14 protein-coding genes and 1 tRNA gene are annotated in these 16,659 nt (G+C 71.9%); 13 read left to right on the top strand and 2 right to left on the bottom strand.

Translation table 11 applies throughout. The features are described from left to right. Window positions 1-164: 164 nt before the first annotated feature. Both uxuA and K3554_RS03525 read left to right on the top strand, forming a co-directional pair. Window positions 165-1,331: a mannonate dehydratase gene (gene uxuA / locus K3554_RS03530; protein WP_259943638.1), complete on the top strand. Its 1,167-nt coding sequence runs from the start codon at window positions 165-167 to the stop codon at window positions 1,329-1,331. After that, on the top strand, window positions 1,328-2,608 hold the full coding sequence (locus K3554_RS03525) for a mannitol dehydrogenase family protein (protein ID WP_259943637.1): 1,281 nt from the start codon (window positions 1,328-1,330) through the stop codon (window positions 2,606-2,608). The genes uxuA and K3554_RS03525 overlap by 4 nt, the downstream gene beginning before the upstream one ends. Before the next feature lie 14 nt (window positions 2,609-2,622). On the opposite strand, the gene K3554_RS03520 is transcribed toward K3554_RS03525, so the two are convergent. Beyond that, window positions 2,623-2,699 (bottom strand) — tRNA-Arg (locus tag K3554_RS03520). 125 nt (window positions 2,700-2,824) lie between these two features. Between K3554_RS03520 and K3554_RS03515 the strand changes: the two genes are divergently transcribed. The 11 genes from K3554_RS03515 (at window position 2,825) to K3554_RS03465 (ending at window position 15,156) form a co-directional block, all read left to right on the top strand. Next, window positions 2,825-3,343 carry a 2Fe-2S iron-sulfur cluster-binding protein gene (locus K3554_RS03515; RefSeq protein ID WP_259943635.1) on the top strand — a complete coding sequence of 173 codons (519 nt, stop codon included), beginning with the start codon at window positions 2,825-2,827 and terminating at the stop codon, window positions 3,341-3,343. Continuing rightward, complete coding sequence (locus K3554_RS03510; protein ID WP_259943624.1) at window positions 3,340-4,296, top strand: xanthine dehydrogenase family protein subunit M; 957 nt, start codon at window positions 3,340-3,342, stop codon at window positions 4,294-4,296. The genes K3554_RS03515 and K3554_RS03510 overlap by 4 nt, the downstream gene beginning before the upstream one ends. Beyond that, the gene (locus tag K3554_RS03505; RefSeq protein WP_259943621.1) at window positions 4,293-6,485 is read left to right on the top strand and encodes a xanthine dehydrogenase family protein molybdopterin-binding subunit; all 2,193 of its coding nucleotides are present in this window, start codon (window positions 4,293-4,295) and stop codon (window positions 6,483-6,485) included. Before K3554_RS03510 ends, K3554_RS03505 begins: the two co-directional genes overlap by 4 nt. A gap of 78 nt (window positions 6,486-6,563) precedes the next feature. Further along, complete coding sequence (locus K3554_RS03500; protein WP_259943617.1) at window positions 6,564-7,433, top strand: 3-keto-5-aminohexanoate cleavage protein; 870 nt, start codon at window positions 6,564-6,566, stop codon at window positions 7,431-7,433. Between the two features lie 164 nt (window positions 7,434-7,597). Further along, window positions 7,598-8,626, top strand: a complete 1,029-nt coding sequence (locus K3554_RS03495) for a LacI family DNA-binding transcriptional regulator (protein ID WP_259943615.1) — start codon at window positions 7,598-7,600, stop codon at window positions 8,624-8,626. Between the two features lie 128 nt (window positions 8,627-8,754). Then, the gene (locus K3554_RS03490) at window positions 8,755-10,071 is read left to right on the top strand and encodes a sugar ABC transporter substrate-binding protein (protein WP_259943613.1); all 1,317 of its coding nucleotides are present in this window, start codon (window positions 8,755-8,757) and stop codon (window positions 10,069-10,071) included. A 114-nt stretch (window positions 10,072-10,185) separates the two neighbouring features. Further along, window positions 10,186-11,052, top strand: a complete 867-nt coding sequence (locus K3554_RS03485; RefSeq protein WP_259943611.1) for a carbohydrate ABC transporter permease — start codon at window positions 10,186-10,188, stop codon at window positions 11,050-11,052. A gap of 12 nt (window positions 11,053-11,064) precedes the next feature. Beyond that, window positions 11,065-11,895, top strand: coding sequence for a carbohydrate ABC transporter permease (locus K3554_RS03480; RefSeq protein WP_259943609.1), 831 nt, complete (start codon window positions 11,065-11,067; stop codon window positions 11,893-11,895). A gap of 12 nt (window positions 11,896-11,907) precedes the next feature. After that, window positions 11,908-12,912 carry an ABC transporter ATP-binding protein gene (locus K3554_RS03475; RefSeq protein ID WP_259943607.1) on the top strand — a complete coding sequence of 335 codons (1,005 nt, stop codon included), beginning with the start codon at window positions 11,908-11,910 and terminating at the stop codon, window positions 12,910-12,912. Beyond that, entirely contained in the window at window positions 12,909-13,664 is a 756-nt protein-coding gene (locus K3554_RS03470) for an L-iditol 2-dehydrogenase (protein ID WP_259943605.1), read from the top strand. Before K3554_RS03475 ends, K3554_RS03470 begins: the two co-directional genes overlap by 4 nt. A gap of 25 nt (window positions 13,665-13,689) precedes the next feature. After that, a complete protein-coding gene (locus K3554_RS03465) occupies window positions 13,690-15,156 on the top strand; it encodes a mannitol dehydrogenase family protein (protein WP_259943603.1) in 1,467 nt (488 codons plus the stop codon). 23 nt (window positions 15,157-15,179) lie between these two features. Here the strand turns inward: K3554_RS03465 and K3554_RS03460 are convergent, their stop codons facing one another. Further along, window positions 15,180-16,619, bottom strand: coding sequence for an aldehyde dehydrogenase family protein (locus tag K3554_RS03460; RefSeq protein ID WP_259943601.1), 1,440 nt, complete (start codon window positions 16,617-16,619; stop codon window positions 15,180-15,182). Between the last annotated feature and the right edge of the window lie 40 nt (window positions 16,620-16,659).

Raw genomic sequence — 16,659 nt, 5'->3', positions numbered from 1 at the left:
GGCGCGGGGGCCGCTCCGCCTGCGTCCTTTCGCAAGGGCGCGGACGCTCCGGGGGCCGTTGCCGCCGTTCCGCCCCGCCCCTAGGGTCCGCAAGCCGGCCACGAGGAGACGCGAGCCATGACGCCCGAACGCCCCGGAGGCCCCGCGCGGCGGGGCGGCTGCCCGTGATCGAATGCTGGCGCTGGTTCGGCCCGAACGATGCCGTGACCCTGGGGGACGTGCGCCAGACCGGCGCCACCGGCATCGTCACCGCCCTCCACCACGTCGCCCCCGGCCAGCCGTGGGAGCGGAGCGAGGTCGCCGCCCGCCGCCGGATGATCGAGGAGGCGGGGCTGCGCTGGGAGGTGGTCGAGAGCCTGCCCGTCTCCGAGGCGGTCAAGACCGCCGCGCCCGAGCGCGAGGCCCATCTCGACGCCTACCGCCGCTCGCTCGCCGCGCTCGCCGCCGAGGGCATCCGCACGGTCTGCTACAACTTCATGCCGGTGCTGGACTGGACCCGGACGGACCTCGGCTGGCCCCGCCCCTCGGGCGCCACCGCCCTGCGCTTCGACCTCGCCGACTTCGCCGCCTGGGACCGGCAGGTGCTCGGCCGCGCGTCGGACGACTACGCGGACGCCGTCGCCGAGGAGGCGGACCGCCGCGCCGCCGGGTGGACGGACGCGGACCGCGCGCGCCTCACCGAGACCATCCTCGCCGGCCTGCCCGGCTCCGAGGAGCACTGGACGCCCGAGACCTTCCGCGGCGCCCTCGCCCGCTACGAGGGCATCGACGCGGGCGCCTTGCGCGCAAACCTCCGCGCCTTCCTCGACGCGGTGGTGCCCGAGGCCGAGCGCCTCGGCATCGCGCTGTGCGCCCATCCCGACGACCCGCCCTGGCCGCTCTTCGGCCTGCCGCGCATCCTGTCCACCGAGGAGGACTACCGCGCCCTCGTCGCCGCCCATCCGTCGCCCAGCAACGGCATCACCTTCTGCACCGGCTCGCTGGGCGCGCGGGGCGACGTGGACCTGCCGGGCATGGCCACCCGCCTCGGGCCCCACGTCCGCTTCGCCCACCTGCGCAACGTGCGGCGCGAGGACGACACCGTGCCCGGCTCGTTCTTCGAGGACGACCACCTCGGCGGCTCCACCGACATGGTGGCCGTGGTGCGCGCGCTGCTGGCCGAGGAGGGGCGCCGCGCCGCGGGCGGGCACGGGGGCGCGATCCATATGCGGCCCGACCACGGGCAGCGCCTGCTCACCGACCACGGCGCCCGCAGCGCGCCGGGCTACCCGGCCGTGGGCCGCCTGCGTGGGCTGGCGGAGCTGCGCGGCGTGATGGCGGCGCTGCGGTGAGGGTCGTCCACCTGGGCTTCGGCGCCTTCCACCGGGCGCATCAGGCGGCCTACACCCAGGAGGCGGGCGAAGGCTGGCACGTCGAGGCGGTCGCCATGCGCGATCCGAAGCCCGCGGCGGCCCATGCGGCGGCGGGCCTTGCCTACGGGCTGGTGATCCGCGCGCCGGGCGGTCCGGAGGTGCAGCGCATCGACGCCGTTTCCTGCGTCCACGCCCTGCCGGGGCGCGGCGCCGAGGTGGCCGCGCTGATGGCCGATGCGGGCACCCACGTCGTGACCCTGACCGTGACCGAGAAGGGCTACGGCATCGACCGCGTCACGGGCGGGCTGGACGCGGAGGCCCCCCGCGTCGCCGCCGACCTCGCCGCCCCGCGGGCGCCCGAGGGCGTCACCGGCCTCGTCGTCGAGGCCGCCCGCCTGCGCCGCGCCACCGGCCTGCCGGGGCTGACGCTGCTGAGCTGCGACAACCTCCACGCCAACGGCGCCCTGCTCGCCCGCGCGGTGGACGACCACGCGCGCCGCCTCGACCCAAGCCTCGCGGGGTGGATCGCGGAGACGTTCACCTTCCCCTCCTCCATGGTGGACCGCATCACCCCCGCCGCCGGCGACGACGCCCGCGCGCTGGCGGCTGAGTCCCTGGGCCGCCCCGACCCGCTCGCCACCGAGACCGAGCCGTTCCGCCAGTGGGTGATCGAGGACCGGTTCGGAGGCCCCCGCCCCCCGTGGGAGCGGGCGGGCGCCGAGCTGGTCGCCGACGTGGCGCCCTTCGAGGCCATGAAGCTGCGGATGCTCAACGGGGCGCATTCGCTCGTCGCCTATGCGGGACTCGATGCGGGACACGAGTGCGTGCGCGACGTGATGGCCTCGCCCCTCGCCGCTCTGGTGGAGCGGCACATGGCGGCTGCGGCGCGCACCCTGCCCGCGGGGCTGGACACGGACGCCTACGCCCGCGCCCTCCTGGAGCGGTTCCGCAACCCGGCCATCGCCCACCGCTGCGCCCAGATCGCCGCCGACGGCAGCCAGAAGTTGCCCCAGCGCATCTTCGAGCCGGCGCGGGAGACACTGGAGGCCGGAGGCGACGGGGCGACCTTCGCCGAGGCCTGCGCCCTGTGGATCCGCCACATGGCCACCGACGCCCTGAGCGATCCGATGGCGGACGCGTTGCGCGCGGTGGTCGCAGCCCCCGACCCCGTCGCCGCGCTCGCCGCCGTGCCGGGGATGGACCCTGCCCTCTTCGCCCGCGCGGACTGGCGCGCCGCGGTGCGGGCGGCGCTCTGACGGCATTCGGGAGCTGGCGGGCCCAGAAGGACTCGAACCCTCAACCTGCCGATTAGAAGTCGGCTGCTCTATCCAGTTGAGCTATGGGCCCGCGCCCCGGCGGTGTGCCCCGGCCCGGGCGGCGCGCGCAAGACCCCGCCGTCGCGGCAGCGGGCCTTTCCGTCCGCCCGCCCGCCGCTACGTCCCCTGGGGACCGCGACCTCGGAGGACGCCCATATGATCGAGACCACCCTCACCATCAACGGCCAGGAGCACCGGCTCCGCGCCGATCCGCGTACCACGCTGCTCGATGCCTTGCGCAACCACCTCGGGCTGACCGGGTCCAAGAAGGGCTGCGACCACGGCCAGTGCGGGGCCTGCACGGTGATCGCGGACGGGCGGCGCATCAACGCCTGCCTCAGCCTCGTCTGCATGATGGACGGGGTCGAGATCACCACCGTCGAAGGATTGGGCGAGCCGGGCCGCCTGTCGCCCCTGCAGGATGCCTTCGTGCGCCACGACGGCTACCAGTGCGGCTACTGCACGCCGGGGCAGATCTGCTCGGCTACGGCGATGCTGGACGAGGTGCGCGCGGGCTGGCCCTCGGTGGTCACCGAGGACCTGGAGGGCGGCGCTGCGCTCACGACGGAGGAGATCGGCGAGCGCATGTCCGGCAACCTCTGCCGCTGCGCCGCCTACCCCAACATCGTCGACGCCATCCGCGACGTGGCCGGCGCGAAGGAGGCCGCGGAATGAGGACCTTCGCGTACGAGCGCGCCGGCACCGTCGCCGAGGCCGTCGGCAAGACCCGGTTCATCGCCGGGGGCACCAACCTGCTGGACCTGATGAAGCTGGGCGTCGAGACGCCGGAGCGGCTGGTCGACGTCACCCGCCTCGACCTGCGGGGCATCGAGGATCACCGGGGCGGCCTGCGCATCGGCGCGCTGGTCCCCAACAGCGACCTCGCCGCCGACGCCCGCGTGCGGCGCGACTACCCCGTGCTGGCGCGTGCCCTGCTGGCGGGCGCGAGTGGCCAGCTCCGCAACATGGCCACCACCGGGGGCAACCTGCTCCAGCGCACGCGCTGCTACTACTTCCAGGACGTCGCCTCGCCCTGCAACAAGCGCGAGCCCGGCTCGGGCTGCGCCGCGATCGGGGGCGCCACGCGGCTCCACGCCATCCTCGGGGCCTCGGAGCACTGCATCGCCACGCACCCCTCGGACATGGCCGTGGCCATGCAGGCGCTGGACGCCTCCGTCGAGGTGGAGGGCCCCGGCGGCACACGCACGATTCCGATCCGCGACTTCCACCGCCTGCCGGGCGACACGCCCCACGTGGAGACCGAGCTGCGCGAGGGCGAGCTGATCGTCGCCGTGACGCTGCCCCCGCCCCCGCCGGGTCGGCAGACCTACCGCAAGGTGCGCGACCGCGCCTCCTACGCCTTCGCGCTGGTCTCCGTGGCGGGCATCGTCGCCGTGAAGGACGGACGCATCGCCCAAGCCGCGCTGGCCTTCGGGGGCGTGGCACACAAGCCGTGGCGCGATCCGGAGGTCGAGGCGATGCTCGCCGGCCGCGAGCCGACCTCCGAGACCTTCGACGCCGCCGCCGACCTCCTCCTGCGCGACGCCCGCGGGCAGGGCGGCAACGACTTCAAGATCCCCCTCTTCCGGCGCACCCTGCGCGCCGTCCTCCGGGAGCTCACGCAATGACCGTGCACCACAAGATGGACGCGCCCGACCGCGCGAACCGCCTCGACGACATGGCGCAGGGCGTGCTCGGCACGCCCATGGACCGCCCCGACGGACCGCTGAAGGTCTCCGGCAAGGCGCCTTACGCCCACGAGGTCCAGCCCGAGGGCATGCTCCACGGCTACTTCGTGCGCGCGGACCGCATCGGCCGCGTGGCCGACATGGACGACGCCGAGGCCCGCGCCATGGCAGGCGTGCGCGGCGTGTTCCTGGGCGGGCGCCTCGCGCGCAATCCCTGCCAGGGTACCGCCGACGAGGCCCCGGTTCAGCCCGACCGCGATGTTTACTACGTGGGCCAGCCCGTCGCCCTCGCCGTGGCCGAGACCTTCGAGGCCGCCCGTGCCGCGGCCGCCGCCGTGCGCCTGCGGATCGAGGACGCCGACCGCGCCCCTGTCCATCCCGAGAGCTACGAGACCCCCGACGCCAAGCAGTCCAGCCAGGGCGACCTGGAGGCGGCCATGGCGTCGGCGGCCCACACCGTGGACGCCGCGTTCACCACCCCCGGCCACAACTCCGCGGCCATGGAGCCGCACGCCACCATCGCCCAGTGGGACGGCGACCGACTGACGATCCGCGCCGCCTGCCAGATGCTGAACTACAACCGCAACGAGATCGCCGACGCGGTGGGCATCGACCCGGCCAACGTGCGCATCCTGTCGCCTTACGTCGGCGGCGGCTTCGGCTCGAAGCTCGGCATCGCCCCCGACGCCATCGGCGCGGCCGTGGCAGCGCGCGAGCTGGGCGCCCCGGTGGCCGTGGCGCTGACCCGCCAGCAGGTGTTCGAGGCGACCATGCGCCGCTCCGAGACCCGCCAGCGCATCCGCCTCGCCGCCGACGCCGAGGGGCGCCTCTCGGGCGTGGGCCACGAGGCCTGGGTCAGCAACCTGCCTGACGAGAGCTTCTCGGAGCCGGTGACGCAGGCGACGGCATTTACGTACCAAGGCGCCAACCGCGTGATCGGCCATCACATCGCCCGCATCAGCCGCACCTGCGCGGGCTCGGTGCGCGCGCCGGGGGAGGCCGTGGGCGTGGCCGCCTTCGAGATCGCGATGGACGAGCTGGCCGTGGCCGCCGGCGTCGACGCGGTCGAGCTGCGCCGCCGCAACGTGCCCGCCGAGGACCCCTCGCAGGGCATCCCCTTCTCGTCGAACATGCTGCGCGAGGCCCTCGACGATGGGGCGAAAAGCTTCGGCTGGGACGCCTCGATGCCCGCGCCCGCCTCGCGCCGCGAGGGCGAGTGGCTCATCGGCCAGGGCATGGCCTCCGCCGTGCGCGTCAACATGATCGGCGAGGCGAAGGCCCGCGTGACGCTCCACCCCGAGGGGCGCGCCGTGGTCGAGACCGACATGACCGACATCGGCACCGGAACCTACGCCATCCTGACCCAGCTTGCCGCCGAGATGCTGGGCCTCGACCCCCGCAACGTCGAGACTCGGCTGGGCGATTCGGAGTTCCCGCAGGGCCCCGGATCGGGCGGATCGTGGGGCGCGTCGTCCTCCGGCTCCTCGGTCTACCTCGCCTGCCGCGACCTGCGCACGCTGCTGGCCGCCAAGATGGACTGCACCGAGGAGGAGCTGACCCTCAAGGACGGGCGCGCGGTCGCCGGCAACCGCGCCGTGGCGCTGGCCGAGATCATGGACGGCCCCGTGGCCGGCGAGGGCCACATCGAGCCGGGCGAGACCGGCGACGCCGTGCGCCAGGCCACCTGGGGCGCCTACTTCTGCGAGGTGGGCGTGAACGCCGTGACCGGCGAGACCCGCGTGCGCCGGATGCACGGCAGCTTCGCCGCAGGGCGCATCCTGAACCCCAAGACCGCGCGATCGCAGTGCCTGGGCGGCATGACCTTCGGCATCGGCATGGCGCTGACCGAGGAGCTGATCCACGACCCCCGCGACGGGCACGTCGTCAACCGCGACCTCGCCGAGTACCACCTGCCGGTGAACCTCGACGTGCCGCAGATGACCGTGAACCTCCTGGAGGAGCGCGACCCCTGGGCCAACCCGATGCAGGCCAAGGGCATCGGCGAGCTGGGCATCTGCGGCTCGGCCGCCGCGGTGGTGAACGCCATCTATTCGGCAACCGGCGTGCGCGTCCGCGACCTTCCCGCGATGCTCGACAAGGTGCTGGCCGGGCTGCCCGAGGACGCGTGACGGCGGCGGGCGGGCGGCGTTGACTCCGCCCGCCCGCCCGCCGATCCTCGCCGCACTCCCCGCCGCACCGGAATCCCCATGTCCCACCCGCACGGTCCCGTGATCCTCTGCGTCGCGATCACCGGCTCGGTGCCGCAGAAGCGCGACAACCCCGCCGTGCCGATCACGGTGGCCGAGCAGATCGAGAGCACCAGGGAGGCCTTCGAGGCGGGCGCCAGCATCGCCCACTGCCACGTGCGCGAGGACGACGGCACGCCCACCTCCGACCCCGAGCGCTTCGCCCGGCTCAAGGAGGGCATCGAGCGCGCCTGCCCCGGCATGATCGTGCAGCTGAGCACGGGCGGTCGCTCGGGTGCGGGGCGCGAGCGGGGCGGCATGATCCCGCTGCGCCCCGACATGTGCTCGCTTTCGGTGGGGTCGAACAACTTCCCCACCCGCGTCTACGAGAACCCGCCCGACCTGGTGGACTGGTTGGCTACCGAGATGACGGCCCACGACGTCGTCCCGGAGATCGAGTGCTTCGACCTCAGCCACCTCTGGCAGGCCCACGCCCTCTGGCGCGCGGGGCGCCTGCCCACCGCGCCCGGCGCCTCGGACCCGGCGCGGCCGCCCTACTGCCAGTTCGTGTTGGGCGTGCGCAACGCACTTCCGGCCGCGCGCCACGCCTTCGACGCCATGCTCTCGGCGCACCGGCACCTGTTCGGTGCGGACGCGCCCTGGTGCGCGGCCGGCGTGGGGCGCCACCAGGCCGAGGTCGGCGACTGGGCGGCGGCCGAGGGTGGCCACGTTCGCACCGGGCTCGAGGACAACGTTCGGCTGGACCGCGAACGCCTCGCGCCCTCGAACGCGGCGCTGGTCCGGCGCGCCGCCGAGACCGCCGCGCGCCATGGCCGGCCCATCGCGACCCCCGCCGAGGCGCGCGCGATCCTGGGCCTGCGCGCCGCCTGACGCCCCGGGACGGCGCCCTCGGGCGGGGCCACCGGCCGCGCCCCCCGCCACGCTTGACGCAGCGATCCGATCCTTCCTAAGGTCAATTTCGAAATTTGCGCGCGTCACCTTGTTGCGTGCCGCGCGTACGGAAACGGGGCCAGCGCCCCGCGCAGGGAGCACCCATGACGCCGGAGAAAGTCCCCAACATGGAGACCTTTGCCCGGCTCAGCGGGGTGTCCCGCCCGACCGTGTCGAAGTACTTCCACGACCCCACCAGCGTGCGGGACTCCACGCGCGCGCGGATCGAGTCCGCGCTGGAGCGCTACGACTTCCGCCCCAACGTCTACGCGATGAACCAGAACCGGCGGCTCACCAAGATCGTGGGCATCGCGGTGCCGTTCCTGGCCGATCCGTTCTTCGCGGAGCTGGCGCGCAACATCGAGGCGCGGGTGATCGAGGCGGGGTTCTCGCCGCTGCTGTTCAGCGCCCACGGCGACCCGGCGATCGAGGCCGAGATCTTCGACAACCTCCGCTCGCTCAAGCCCGCGGGCGTGCTGCTCGCGCCCTTGGGGCGGACCTCGGACCGGGACGCGGTGGAGCGCTTCTGCCGCGAGGTTCCCACGGTGCTGTTCGACGCCAACATCGAGGGCCTCGGGGCGACCTTCGTGGGGTCCGACAACTTCCAGTCCGTTCCACTCATGGTTGACTATTTGTGCCGCACGGGCTCGCCGCCCTGCTTCTTCGAGATGCCCCCCGTGAACCCCAACGCCCGCAAGCGCCGCACGGCCTACGAGGAGGCCATGACGCGGCTCGGGCACGAGCCGCGGGTAGTGCGCGTGGAGGGCTCGGGGTGGGGATTCGAGGAGATCGGCTACTCGGGCGGCCTGCGCGCCTTCGAGGAGCGGCGATTCGAGACCGACACCGTGCTGTGCTCCAACGACCGCCTCGCCATCGGCCTCCTGGCGGCGGCCTACGAGAAGGGGCGCCGGGTGGGGCGCGGGTCGGGCGCGGCGCTGCGCGTGGCGGGCCACGACGACCACCCCTTCGCGCGCTTCACCACGCCCTCGCTGACCACGGTGGCGCAGGATTACACCGCGATCGCGAAGCGCAGCGTGGAGGCGCTGGTGGAGGCGGTCGAGAGCGGCGGCGCCCCCGGCGAGCGCGCCGAGGTGTCCTATCCCGGCCGGCTCATCATGCGCGCATCCGCTTGAACGCGCTTGCGGGGAATTGGTTCCCCTCAGAACTTGCCGCGGGTAAACATTTTGCGTTGACAGCCATGCGCCGGGCGTGATTTGGGTATGCGCACACGTCACGACTAGACCGTCCAGGGAGGACACCCATGAAACTCAAGCACGCGCTCTATGGAGCGACGGCGCTCACGCTCGTCGCCGGCTCGGCCCACGCCGACGCCCACGCCACGACCCTCACGATCGCCACCGTGAACAACGGCGACATGGTCCGCATGCAGGGCCTGACCGACGACTTCACCGCCGAGAACCCCGACATCACGCTCGAGTGGGTCACCCTCGAGGAGAACGTGCTGCGCCAGCGCGTCACCCAAGACATCGCCACCAACGGCGGCCAGTTCGACGTGATGACGATCGGCATGTACGAGACCCCGATCTGGGCCGCCCAGGGCTGGCTCGTGCCGCTCGACGACCTCGGCGAGGAGTACGACGCGGGCGACATCCTGCCCGCCATGCGTGCCGGCCTCTCCTACGAGGACACGCTCTACGCCGCGCCGTTCTACGGCGAGTCGTCGATGGTGATGTACCGCACCGACCTCTTCGAGGAGGCCGGCATCGAGATGCCGAAGCAGCCCACCTGGGAGTTCATCGCCGACGCCGCCCGCCAGCTGACCGACAAGGACGCCGAGCAGTACGGCATCTGCCTGCGCGGCAAGGCCGGCTGGGGCGAGAACATGGCGTTCATCACCACGGTCGCCAACTCGTTCGGCGCGCGCTGGTTCGACGAGGACTGGAACGCCCAGCTCGACAGCCCCGAGTGGAAGGAGGCCGTCACCTTCTACAACGACCTGATGACCGATGCCGGCCCTCCGGGCGCCGCGACCAACGGCTTCAACGAGAACCTGAACCTGTTCCAGCAGGGCAAGTGCGGCATGTGGATCGACGCCACCGTGGCGGCGTCCTTCGTGACCAACCCGGACGACTCGACCGTGGCCGACAAGGTCGGCTTCGCGCTCGCGCCGAACACCGGCAAGGGCAAGAACGCCAACTGGCTCTGGGCCTGGGCCCTCGGCATCCCCGCCGGCTCGGACTCGCCCGACGCGGCCAAGAAGTTCATCGCCTGGGCCACCTCGAAGGACTACATCGAGATGGTCGCCGAGAAGGAGGGCTGGGCCAACGTGCCGCCGGGTGCCCGCACCTCGCTCTACGAGAACCCCGAGTACCAGAAGGTGCCGTTCGCCGAGATGACCCTCGAGTCGATCAACATCGCGGACCCGGGCAACCCCACCGTGGACGACGTGCCCTACGTGGGCATCCAGTACGTCGCCATCCCCGAGTGGCAGGGCATCGGCACCACCGCCGGCCAAGAGTTCTCGGCCATGCTCGCGGGTCAGCAGTCCGTTGACGAGACTCTCGCGAAGGTTCAAGAAATGGTGAACGAGGAGATGGAGGCCGCGGGCTACCGCTGAGCCCTCGCTTCCCTCGACACCCGGGAGGGGCGCCCCGCGCGCCCTTCCCCCTCCGGTCCCCGCGCCACCGTCCGGCCGCACGCGGACCCGCCAATCCCAGAGGCGAACCCCGACATGGCTACACAGCATTCCCGATCCGCCGCCCGCATCATGATGGCGCCGGCCGTCACCCTGCTGCTCGGCTGGATGCTCGTCCCGCTGATCCTCACGCTCTACTTCTCGTTCGCGGACTACCGGCCGCTGCGGGGCGTGTTCGAGCCCTGGATCGGCTTCGACAACTACGTGCGCTTCTGGAACTCCTCGGCCTTCGTCGAGTCCGTGATCACCACGCTCGTGCTCGTGGGCTCGGTGCTCGTCATCACCGTCACCCTCGGCATCCTGCTCGCGATGCTCCTGAACGAGCCGATCTGGGGACAGGGTATCGTCCGCATCCTCGTGATCTCGCCCTTCTTCGTGATGCCCACCGTCTCCGCGCTGGTGTGGAAGAACATGATGATGGACCCCGTGAACGGGGTGTTCAGTCACGTGTTCCGCTTCTTCGGGGCCTCGCCACACGACTGGCTGGTCGAGACGCCGCTCCTGTCGATCATCATCATCGTCGCCTGGCAGTGGCTGCCCTTCGCGACGCTCATCCTCCTCACCGCGATCCAGTCGCTGGACAGCGAGCAGCTCGAGGCCGCCGAGATCGACGGCGCCCCGCCGCTCAAGCGCTTCTGGTTCCTCATCCTGCCCCACCTCGGCCGCGCCATCACGATCGTGGTGCTGATCCAGACCATCTTCCTGCTCTCGATCTTCGCCGAGATCTTCGTGACCACCCAAGGCTCGTTCGGCACCCGCACCCTGGCCTACCTCGTGTTCCAGCGCGTTCTCGAGAGCCAGAACGTCGGGCTCGGCTCCGCCGGCGGCATCTACGCCGTCATCCTCGCCAACATCGTCGCGATCTTCCTGATGCGGATCGTCGGCAAGAACCTCGACGCCTGAGGAGGGACGAACATGGCCCGCGCCGTCACACCCCGCCGCAAGGCATTCTCCACCGCAGCCGCCTGGACGATCGGGCTCCTGCTCTTCTTCCCGATCCTCTGGACCATCCTCACCTCGTTCAAGACCGAGGCCGAGGCCATCGCCTCGCCCCCCTCGTTCCTGTTCTTCGACTGGACCACCGAGAACTACGGCGTGGTGCAGGAGCGCTCGAACTACATGCGCTTCCTGTGGAACTCGGTGATCATCGCCGGCGGCTCCACGATCCTCGGCATCATCGTCGCCGTGCCCGCCGCCTGGTCCATGGCCTTCGTGCCCTCGGCGCGGACCAAGGACATCCTGCTGTGGATGCTCTCCACCAAGATGCTCCCGGCGGTCGGCGTGCTCTACCCGATCTACCTGATCTTCATCGAGCTGGGGATCCTCGACACCCGCATCGGCCTCGTGGTCGTCCTGATGCTGATCAACCTGCCGATCATCGTCTGGATGCTCTACACCTACTTCCGCGAGATCCCCGGCGAGATCCTGGAGGCCGCGCGCATGGACGGCGCCGCCCTCTGGCAGGAGATCACCTCCGTGCTCGCCCCCATGGCCGTGCCCGGCATCGCCTCGACGCTGCTGCTCAACTTCATCCTGGCGTGGAACGAGGCGTTCTGGACCCTCAACCTCACCGCGGCCACGGCCGCGCCGCTCACCGCCTTCATCGCCAGCTACTCCAGCCCCGAGGGCCTGTTCTTCGCCAAGCTCTCCGCCGCGTCCACCATGGCCATCGCGCCGATCCTGATCCTCGGCTGGTTCAGCCAGAAGCAACTCGTGCGCGGCCTCACCTTCGGCGCCGTCAAGTAAGGAGACCAACAGATGGGTCGCATCCAACTCAAGGAGGTCCGCAAGGCCTTCGGCGACGTCGAGGTCATCCCGCCCCTCGACCTCGAGATCAACGACGGCGAGTTCGTGGTCTTCGTCGGCCCCTCGGGCTGCGGCAAGTCCACGCTGCTCCGCCTCATCGCCGGCCTCGAGGACGTCACATCCGGCGTCATCGAGATCGACGGCGAGGACGCCACCAACCGTCCCCCCGCCAAGCGCAGCCTCGCGATGGTGTTCCAGAGCTACGCGCTCTACCCCCACATGACCGTGCGCAAGAACATCGCGTTCCCGCTGCGCATGGCCAAGATGGAGCAGGCCGAGCAGGACCGCCGCGTGGCCCACGCCGCCAAGATCCTGAACCTCGCCGACTACCTCGACCGCCGGCCGGGCCAGCTCTCGGGCGGCCAGCGCCAGCGCGTCGCCATCGGCCGCGCCATCGTGCGCGAGCCCGCGGCCTTCCTGTTCGACGAGCCGCTGTCGAACCTGGATGCCGCCCTGCGCCACGGGATGCGCGTGGAGATCGGCGAGCTGCACAAGGATCTCGCCACCACGATGATCTACGTGACCCACGACCAGGTCGAGGCCATGACCATGGCCGACAAGATCGTGGTGCTGCGCGCCGGGCACATCGAGCAGGTGGGCTCGCCGCTCGAGCTCTACCGCGCGCCGCGCAACCTCTTCGTGGCGGGCTTCATCGGCTCGCCGGCCATGAACCTCTTCGAGGGTCCGGCCGCCGCGGAGTACGGCGCCCACACCATCGGCGTGCGCCCCGAGCACCTGATCCCCTCGCCCACCGAAGGGAAGTGGAAGGGCCGCATCGGCCTGTCCGAGCACCTCGGCTCCGACACGTTCCTCCACATCCACGACACCGGGCTGGCCGAGACGATTACGGTGCGCGCCGGCGGCGAGGTCGACCTGCACCACGGCGACACCGTCTACCTCACGCCCGAGGCCGACAAGATCCACCGCTTCGACGCGCAGGGCCTGCGGATCGCATGAGACTCGAAGGCCGCACCGCGCTGGTCACCGGGGCCGCGCGCGGCATCGGCCTGGCCTTCTGCGAGGCCTACGCCCGCGAAGGGGCCCGCGTGGTCCTGGGCGACATCGACACGGACCGCGCCGCCTCGGCGGCGCGGGGCATCGGCGGCGGCGCCTGCGCCGTGCGGATGGACGTCACCGACCAGGCGAGCATCGAGAGCGCCGTGGCCGAGGCGGAGCCCGACATCCTGGTCAACAACGCGGCCCTCTTCGACGCGGCCCCCATCGTGGACATCACGCGGGCGAGCTACGACCGCCTGTTCGCGGTGAACGTCGCCGGCACGCTCTTCACCCTGCAGGCGGCCGCGAAGGGCATGATCGCGCGCGGCCGGGGCGGCAAGATCATCAACATGGCCTCCCAGGCGGGGCGCCGGGGCGAGAGCCTCGTCGCCGTCTACTGCGCCACGAAGGCCGCCGTGATCTCGCTCACGCAGTCGGCAGGCCTGAACCTCATCGCCCACGGCATCAACGTGAACGCCATCGCGCCCGGCGTGGTCGAGGGCGAGCACTGGGACGGGGTGGACGCGCTGTTCGCCAGGCACGAAGGCAAGGCGCCCGGCCAGAAGAAGCGCGAGGTGGCCGCCGCCGTGCCCTTCGGGCGCATGGGGACGGCCGACGACCTCACGGGCATGGCCGTGTTCCTCGCCTCCCCGGAATCCGACTACGTGGTCGGCCAGACGTTCGGCGTCGACGGCGGCAACTGGCTCGCCTGACGCCCCCCGCACACAGGAGAAGACGATGCGACTGAGCAACGAGACCCTCGGGCAGCTCCCGGAAGGGGTGCGGGTGCCCCGCTACGACCGCTCGAAGCTCTCGGCGGGCATCGTGCACATCGGTCTGGGCAACTTCCACCGCGCCCACCAGGCCTGGTACCTCCACCGCCTCATGGACGCGGGCCTCGCCCACGACTGGGCCATCGTCGGCGCCGGCGTGCGCGCCCCCGATGCGAAGATGCGCGAGCGGCTGCTGGCGCAGGACTGCCTGACCACGCTGATCGAGCTGTCGCCCGAGGGCACCTCGGCTGAGGTGATCGGCTCCATGATCGACTTCGTCCCCGTCGAGGAGGGCCATGGTCCCCTGATCGAGCGCATGGCGCAACCGGACATCCGCATCGTCGCCCTGACCGTGACCGAGGGCGGCTACTACGTGGACCCCGCCACCAAGGGCTTCGCCGCCGCGCACGAGGACATCCGCCACGACGCCGAGAATCCCGGCGGCCCGCGCACCGCCTTCGGCGCCATGATCGAGGCCCTGCGCCGGCGCCGCGACGCCGGGCACCCCGCCTTCACCTGCCAGAGCTGCGACAACCTCCAGGGCAACGGCGACGTGCTGCGCCAGACCGTGGTCTCGCTCGCCCGGCTCTCGGACCCGGAGCTGGCCGACTGGATCGACGCGAACTCCGCGTTCCCGAACTCCATGGTCGACTCTATCGCCCCCGCCACGGGGCCGAACGAGCTGGCCCTCGTGCGCGAGCTGGGGATCGAGGACGACGCGCCCGTGACCCACGAGAACTTCCGCCAGTGGGTGATCGAGGACAGGTTCTGCGCGGGCCGCCCGCCCTGGGACGAGGCCGGCGCCACCTTCACCGACGAGGTGCACGCCTACGAGGCCATGAAGATCCGCATCCTCAACGCGGGCCACCAGGTGATCGCCACGCCGGGCGAGCTGCTCGGCGTCGAGACCATCTCGGGCTGCATGGAGAACCCCCTCATCGCGGCGCTCTTCCGCAAGGTCGAGCGCGAGGAGATCGCGCCCCACGTGGCCCCCGTCCCGGGCATGACCCCCGAGGCCTACGTGGACCTGATCGCGCGCCGCTTCGCGAACCCGCGCATCGTCGACACCGTGCGCCGCGTGGCCTTCGACGGCTCGTCGCGCCACACCGGCTTCCTCCACCCCATCATCCGCGACGGGCTGGCTGCGGGCGTGCCGGTCGAGGGGCTGGCGCTGGTCGAGGCGATGTGGGCGCGCATGTGCGCCGGCACCCGCGAGGACGGCTCCCGCATCGAGGCGAACGACCCGATCTGGGACCAGCTCCACGAGGCCGCCACCGCCGCGAAGGACCGCCCCGCCGCATGGCTGGAGCAGCGCCACCTCTACGGCGACCTCGCCGACCGGTCGCGCTTCGCCGACGCCTTCGCGCGCTGGCTCGGGATGATCTGGCAGGACGGCACCGAGGCTGCCCTGAAGCACTACGCCGGGGCCTGACGCCCCGGCGCTAGAGGCCCCCCTTATTCGGGCGGCCAGCCCCCGATGGCGCGGACCTCGACGAACTCCTCGAGGCCCCAGCGGCCGCCCTCGCGGCCGTTGCCGGACTGCTTCATGCCGCCGAACGGGCTGCCGGGGCCGCGGGCGCGCCCGTTCATGTCCACCATGCCCGAGCGCAGGGCGCGCGCGACCCGCCGCGCCCGCTCCGGGTCCGAGGTCTGCACGTAGTTGGTGAGGCCATAGGGCGTGTCGTTGGCGATGGCGACCGCCTCGTCCTCGCTGTCGAACGGCATCATCCCCAGCACGGGGCCGAAGATCTCCTCGCGCATGATGCGCATGTCGTTCGTGCAGTCCGCGAACACGGTGGGGCGCACGTAGAAGCCGCGGTTCAGGCCCTCGGGGCGACCCGTGCCGCCCGCCACCAGCCGCGCGCCCTCGTCGATGCCGGCCTGGATCAGCGCCTGCACCTTCTCGAACTGCGCCTCGGAGACCAGCGGCCCAATGTGGCGCCCGCCCTCGGAAGCCGCATTGACGCTCGTGGCCTCGGCGGCCTCGCGCGCCTGCTCCACCGCCTCGGCGTAGCGCGAGCGCTCCACCAGCATGCGGGTGGGCGCGTTGCACGACTGGCCGGTGTTGTTGAAGCACCGCGCGATGCCCCCCGCCACGGCCTTGGGGTCGGCGTCGGCGAACACGAGGTTGGCGCCCTTGCCGCCCAGCTCCAACGAGACGCGCTTCACGGTGTCGGCGGCGGCCTTGGTGATCGCGGTGCCGGCGCGCGTGGACCCGGTGAAGCTGACCATGTCCACGTCGGGGTGCGCGGACAGCTGCGAGCCCACGCCCGGCCCGTCGCCGTTGACCATGTTGTAGACGCCCGCCGGCACGCCCGCCTCGTGGAGGATCTCGGTGAACAGGAGGCCCGACAGCGGCGACTGCTCGGAGGGCTTCAGCACCATGGTGCAGCCCGTGGCCAGCGCCGGCATCACCTTCAGCGTGATCTGGTTCATGGGCCAGTTCCACGGCGTGATCAGCGCGCAGACGCCGATCGGCTCGCGGATGATGCGGGTGTCCTCCTCGCCCTCGCGCAGCGGGAACTCGAACGCGAAGTCCGCGAGGGCGTCGATGAACGCCTTGAGGTGACCCGAGCCGGCGCCCGACTGCTGCACCCGCGCCATGTCGATGGGCGCGCCCATCTCGCGGCTGATCGCCTCGGCCATGTCGCCCGAGCGGCGCTCGTAGACCGAGAGGATCTCGCGCAGGAGGTCGAGCCGCTCGGCCTTCGTGCTCAGGCGCCAGCGCGGAAACGCGGCCTTGGCGGCGGCCACCGCGGCGTCGGTGTCGGCCCGGCCGCCGAGCGAGATGGTCTCCGCGACCTCCTCGGTCGAGGGGTCCACCACGCCGAACGCGGTGCCGTCGCGCGGCGCCACCCAGGCGCCGTCGATGTAGAAGTTGCGTGCGTTGCTCATCGCGGGGCCTCCGGGAGGAATTGCGCCCGCCGTTGTCTGC

The organism is Jannaschia sp. W003 (assembly GCF_025144335.1).
In the GTDB taxonomy this organism is placed as follows: Bacteria; Pseudomonadota; Alphaproteobacteria; order Rhodobacterales; family Rhodobacteraceae; genus Jannaschia.
Note: the sequence above shows the minus strand (reverse complement) of the source record. Positions and strands in the feature narration are given on the sequence as shown.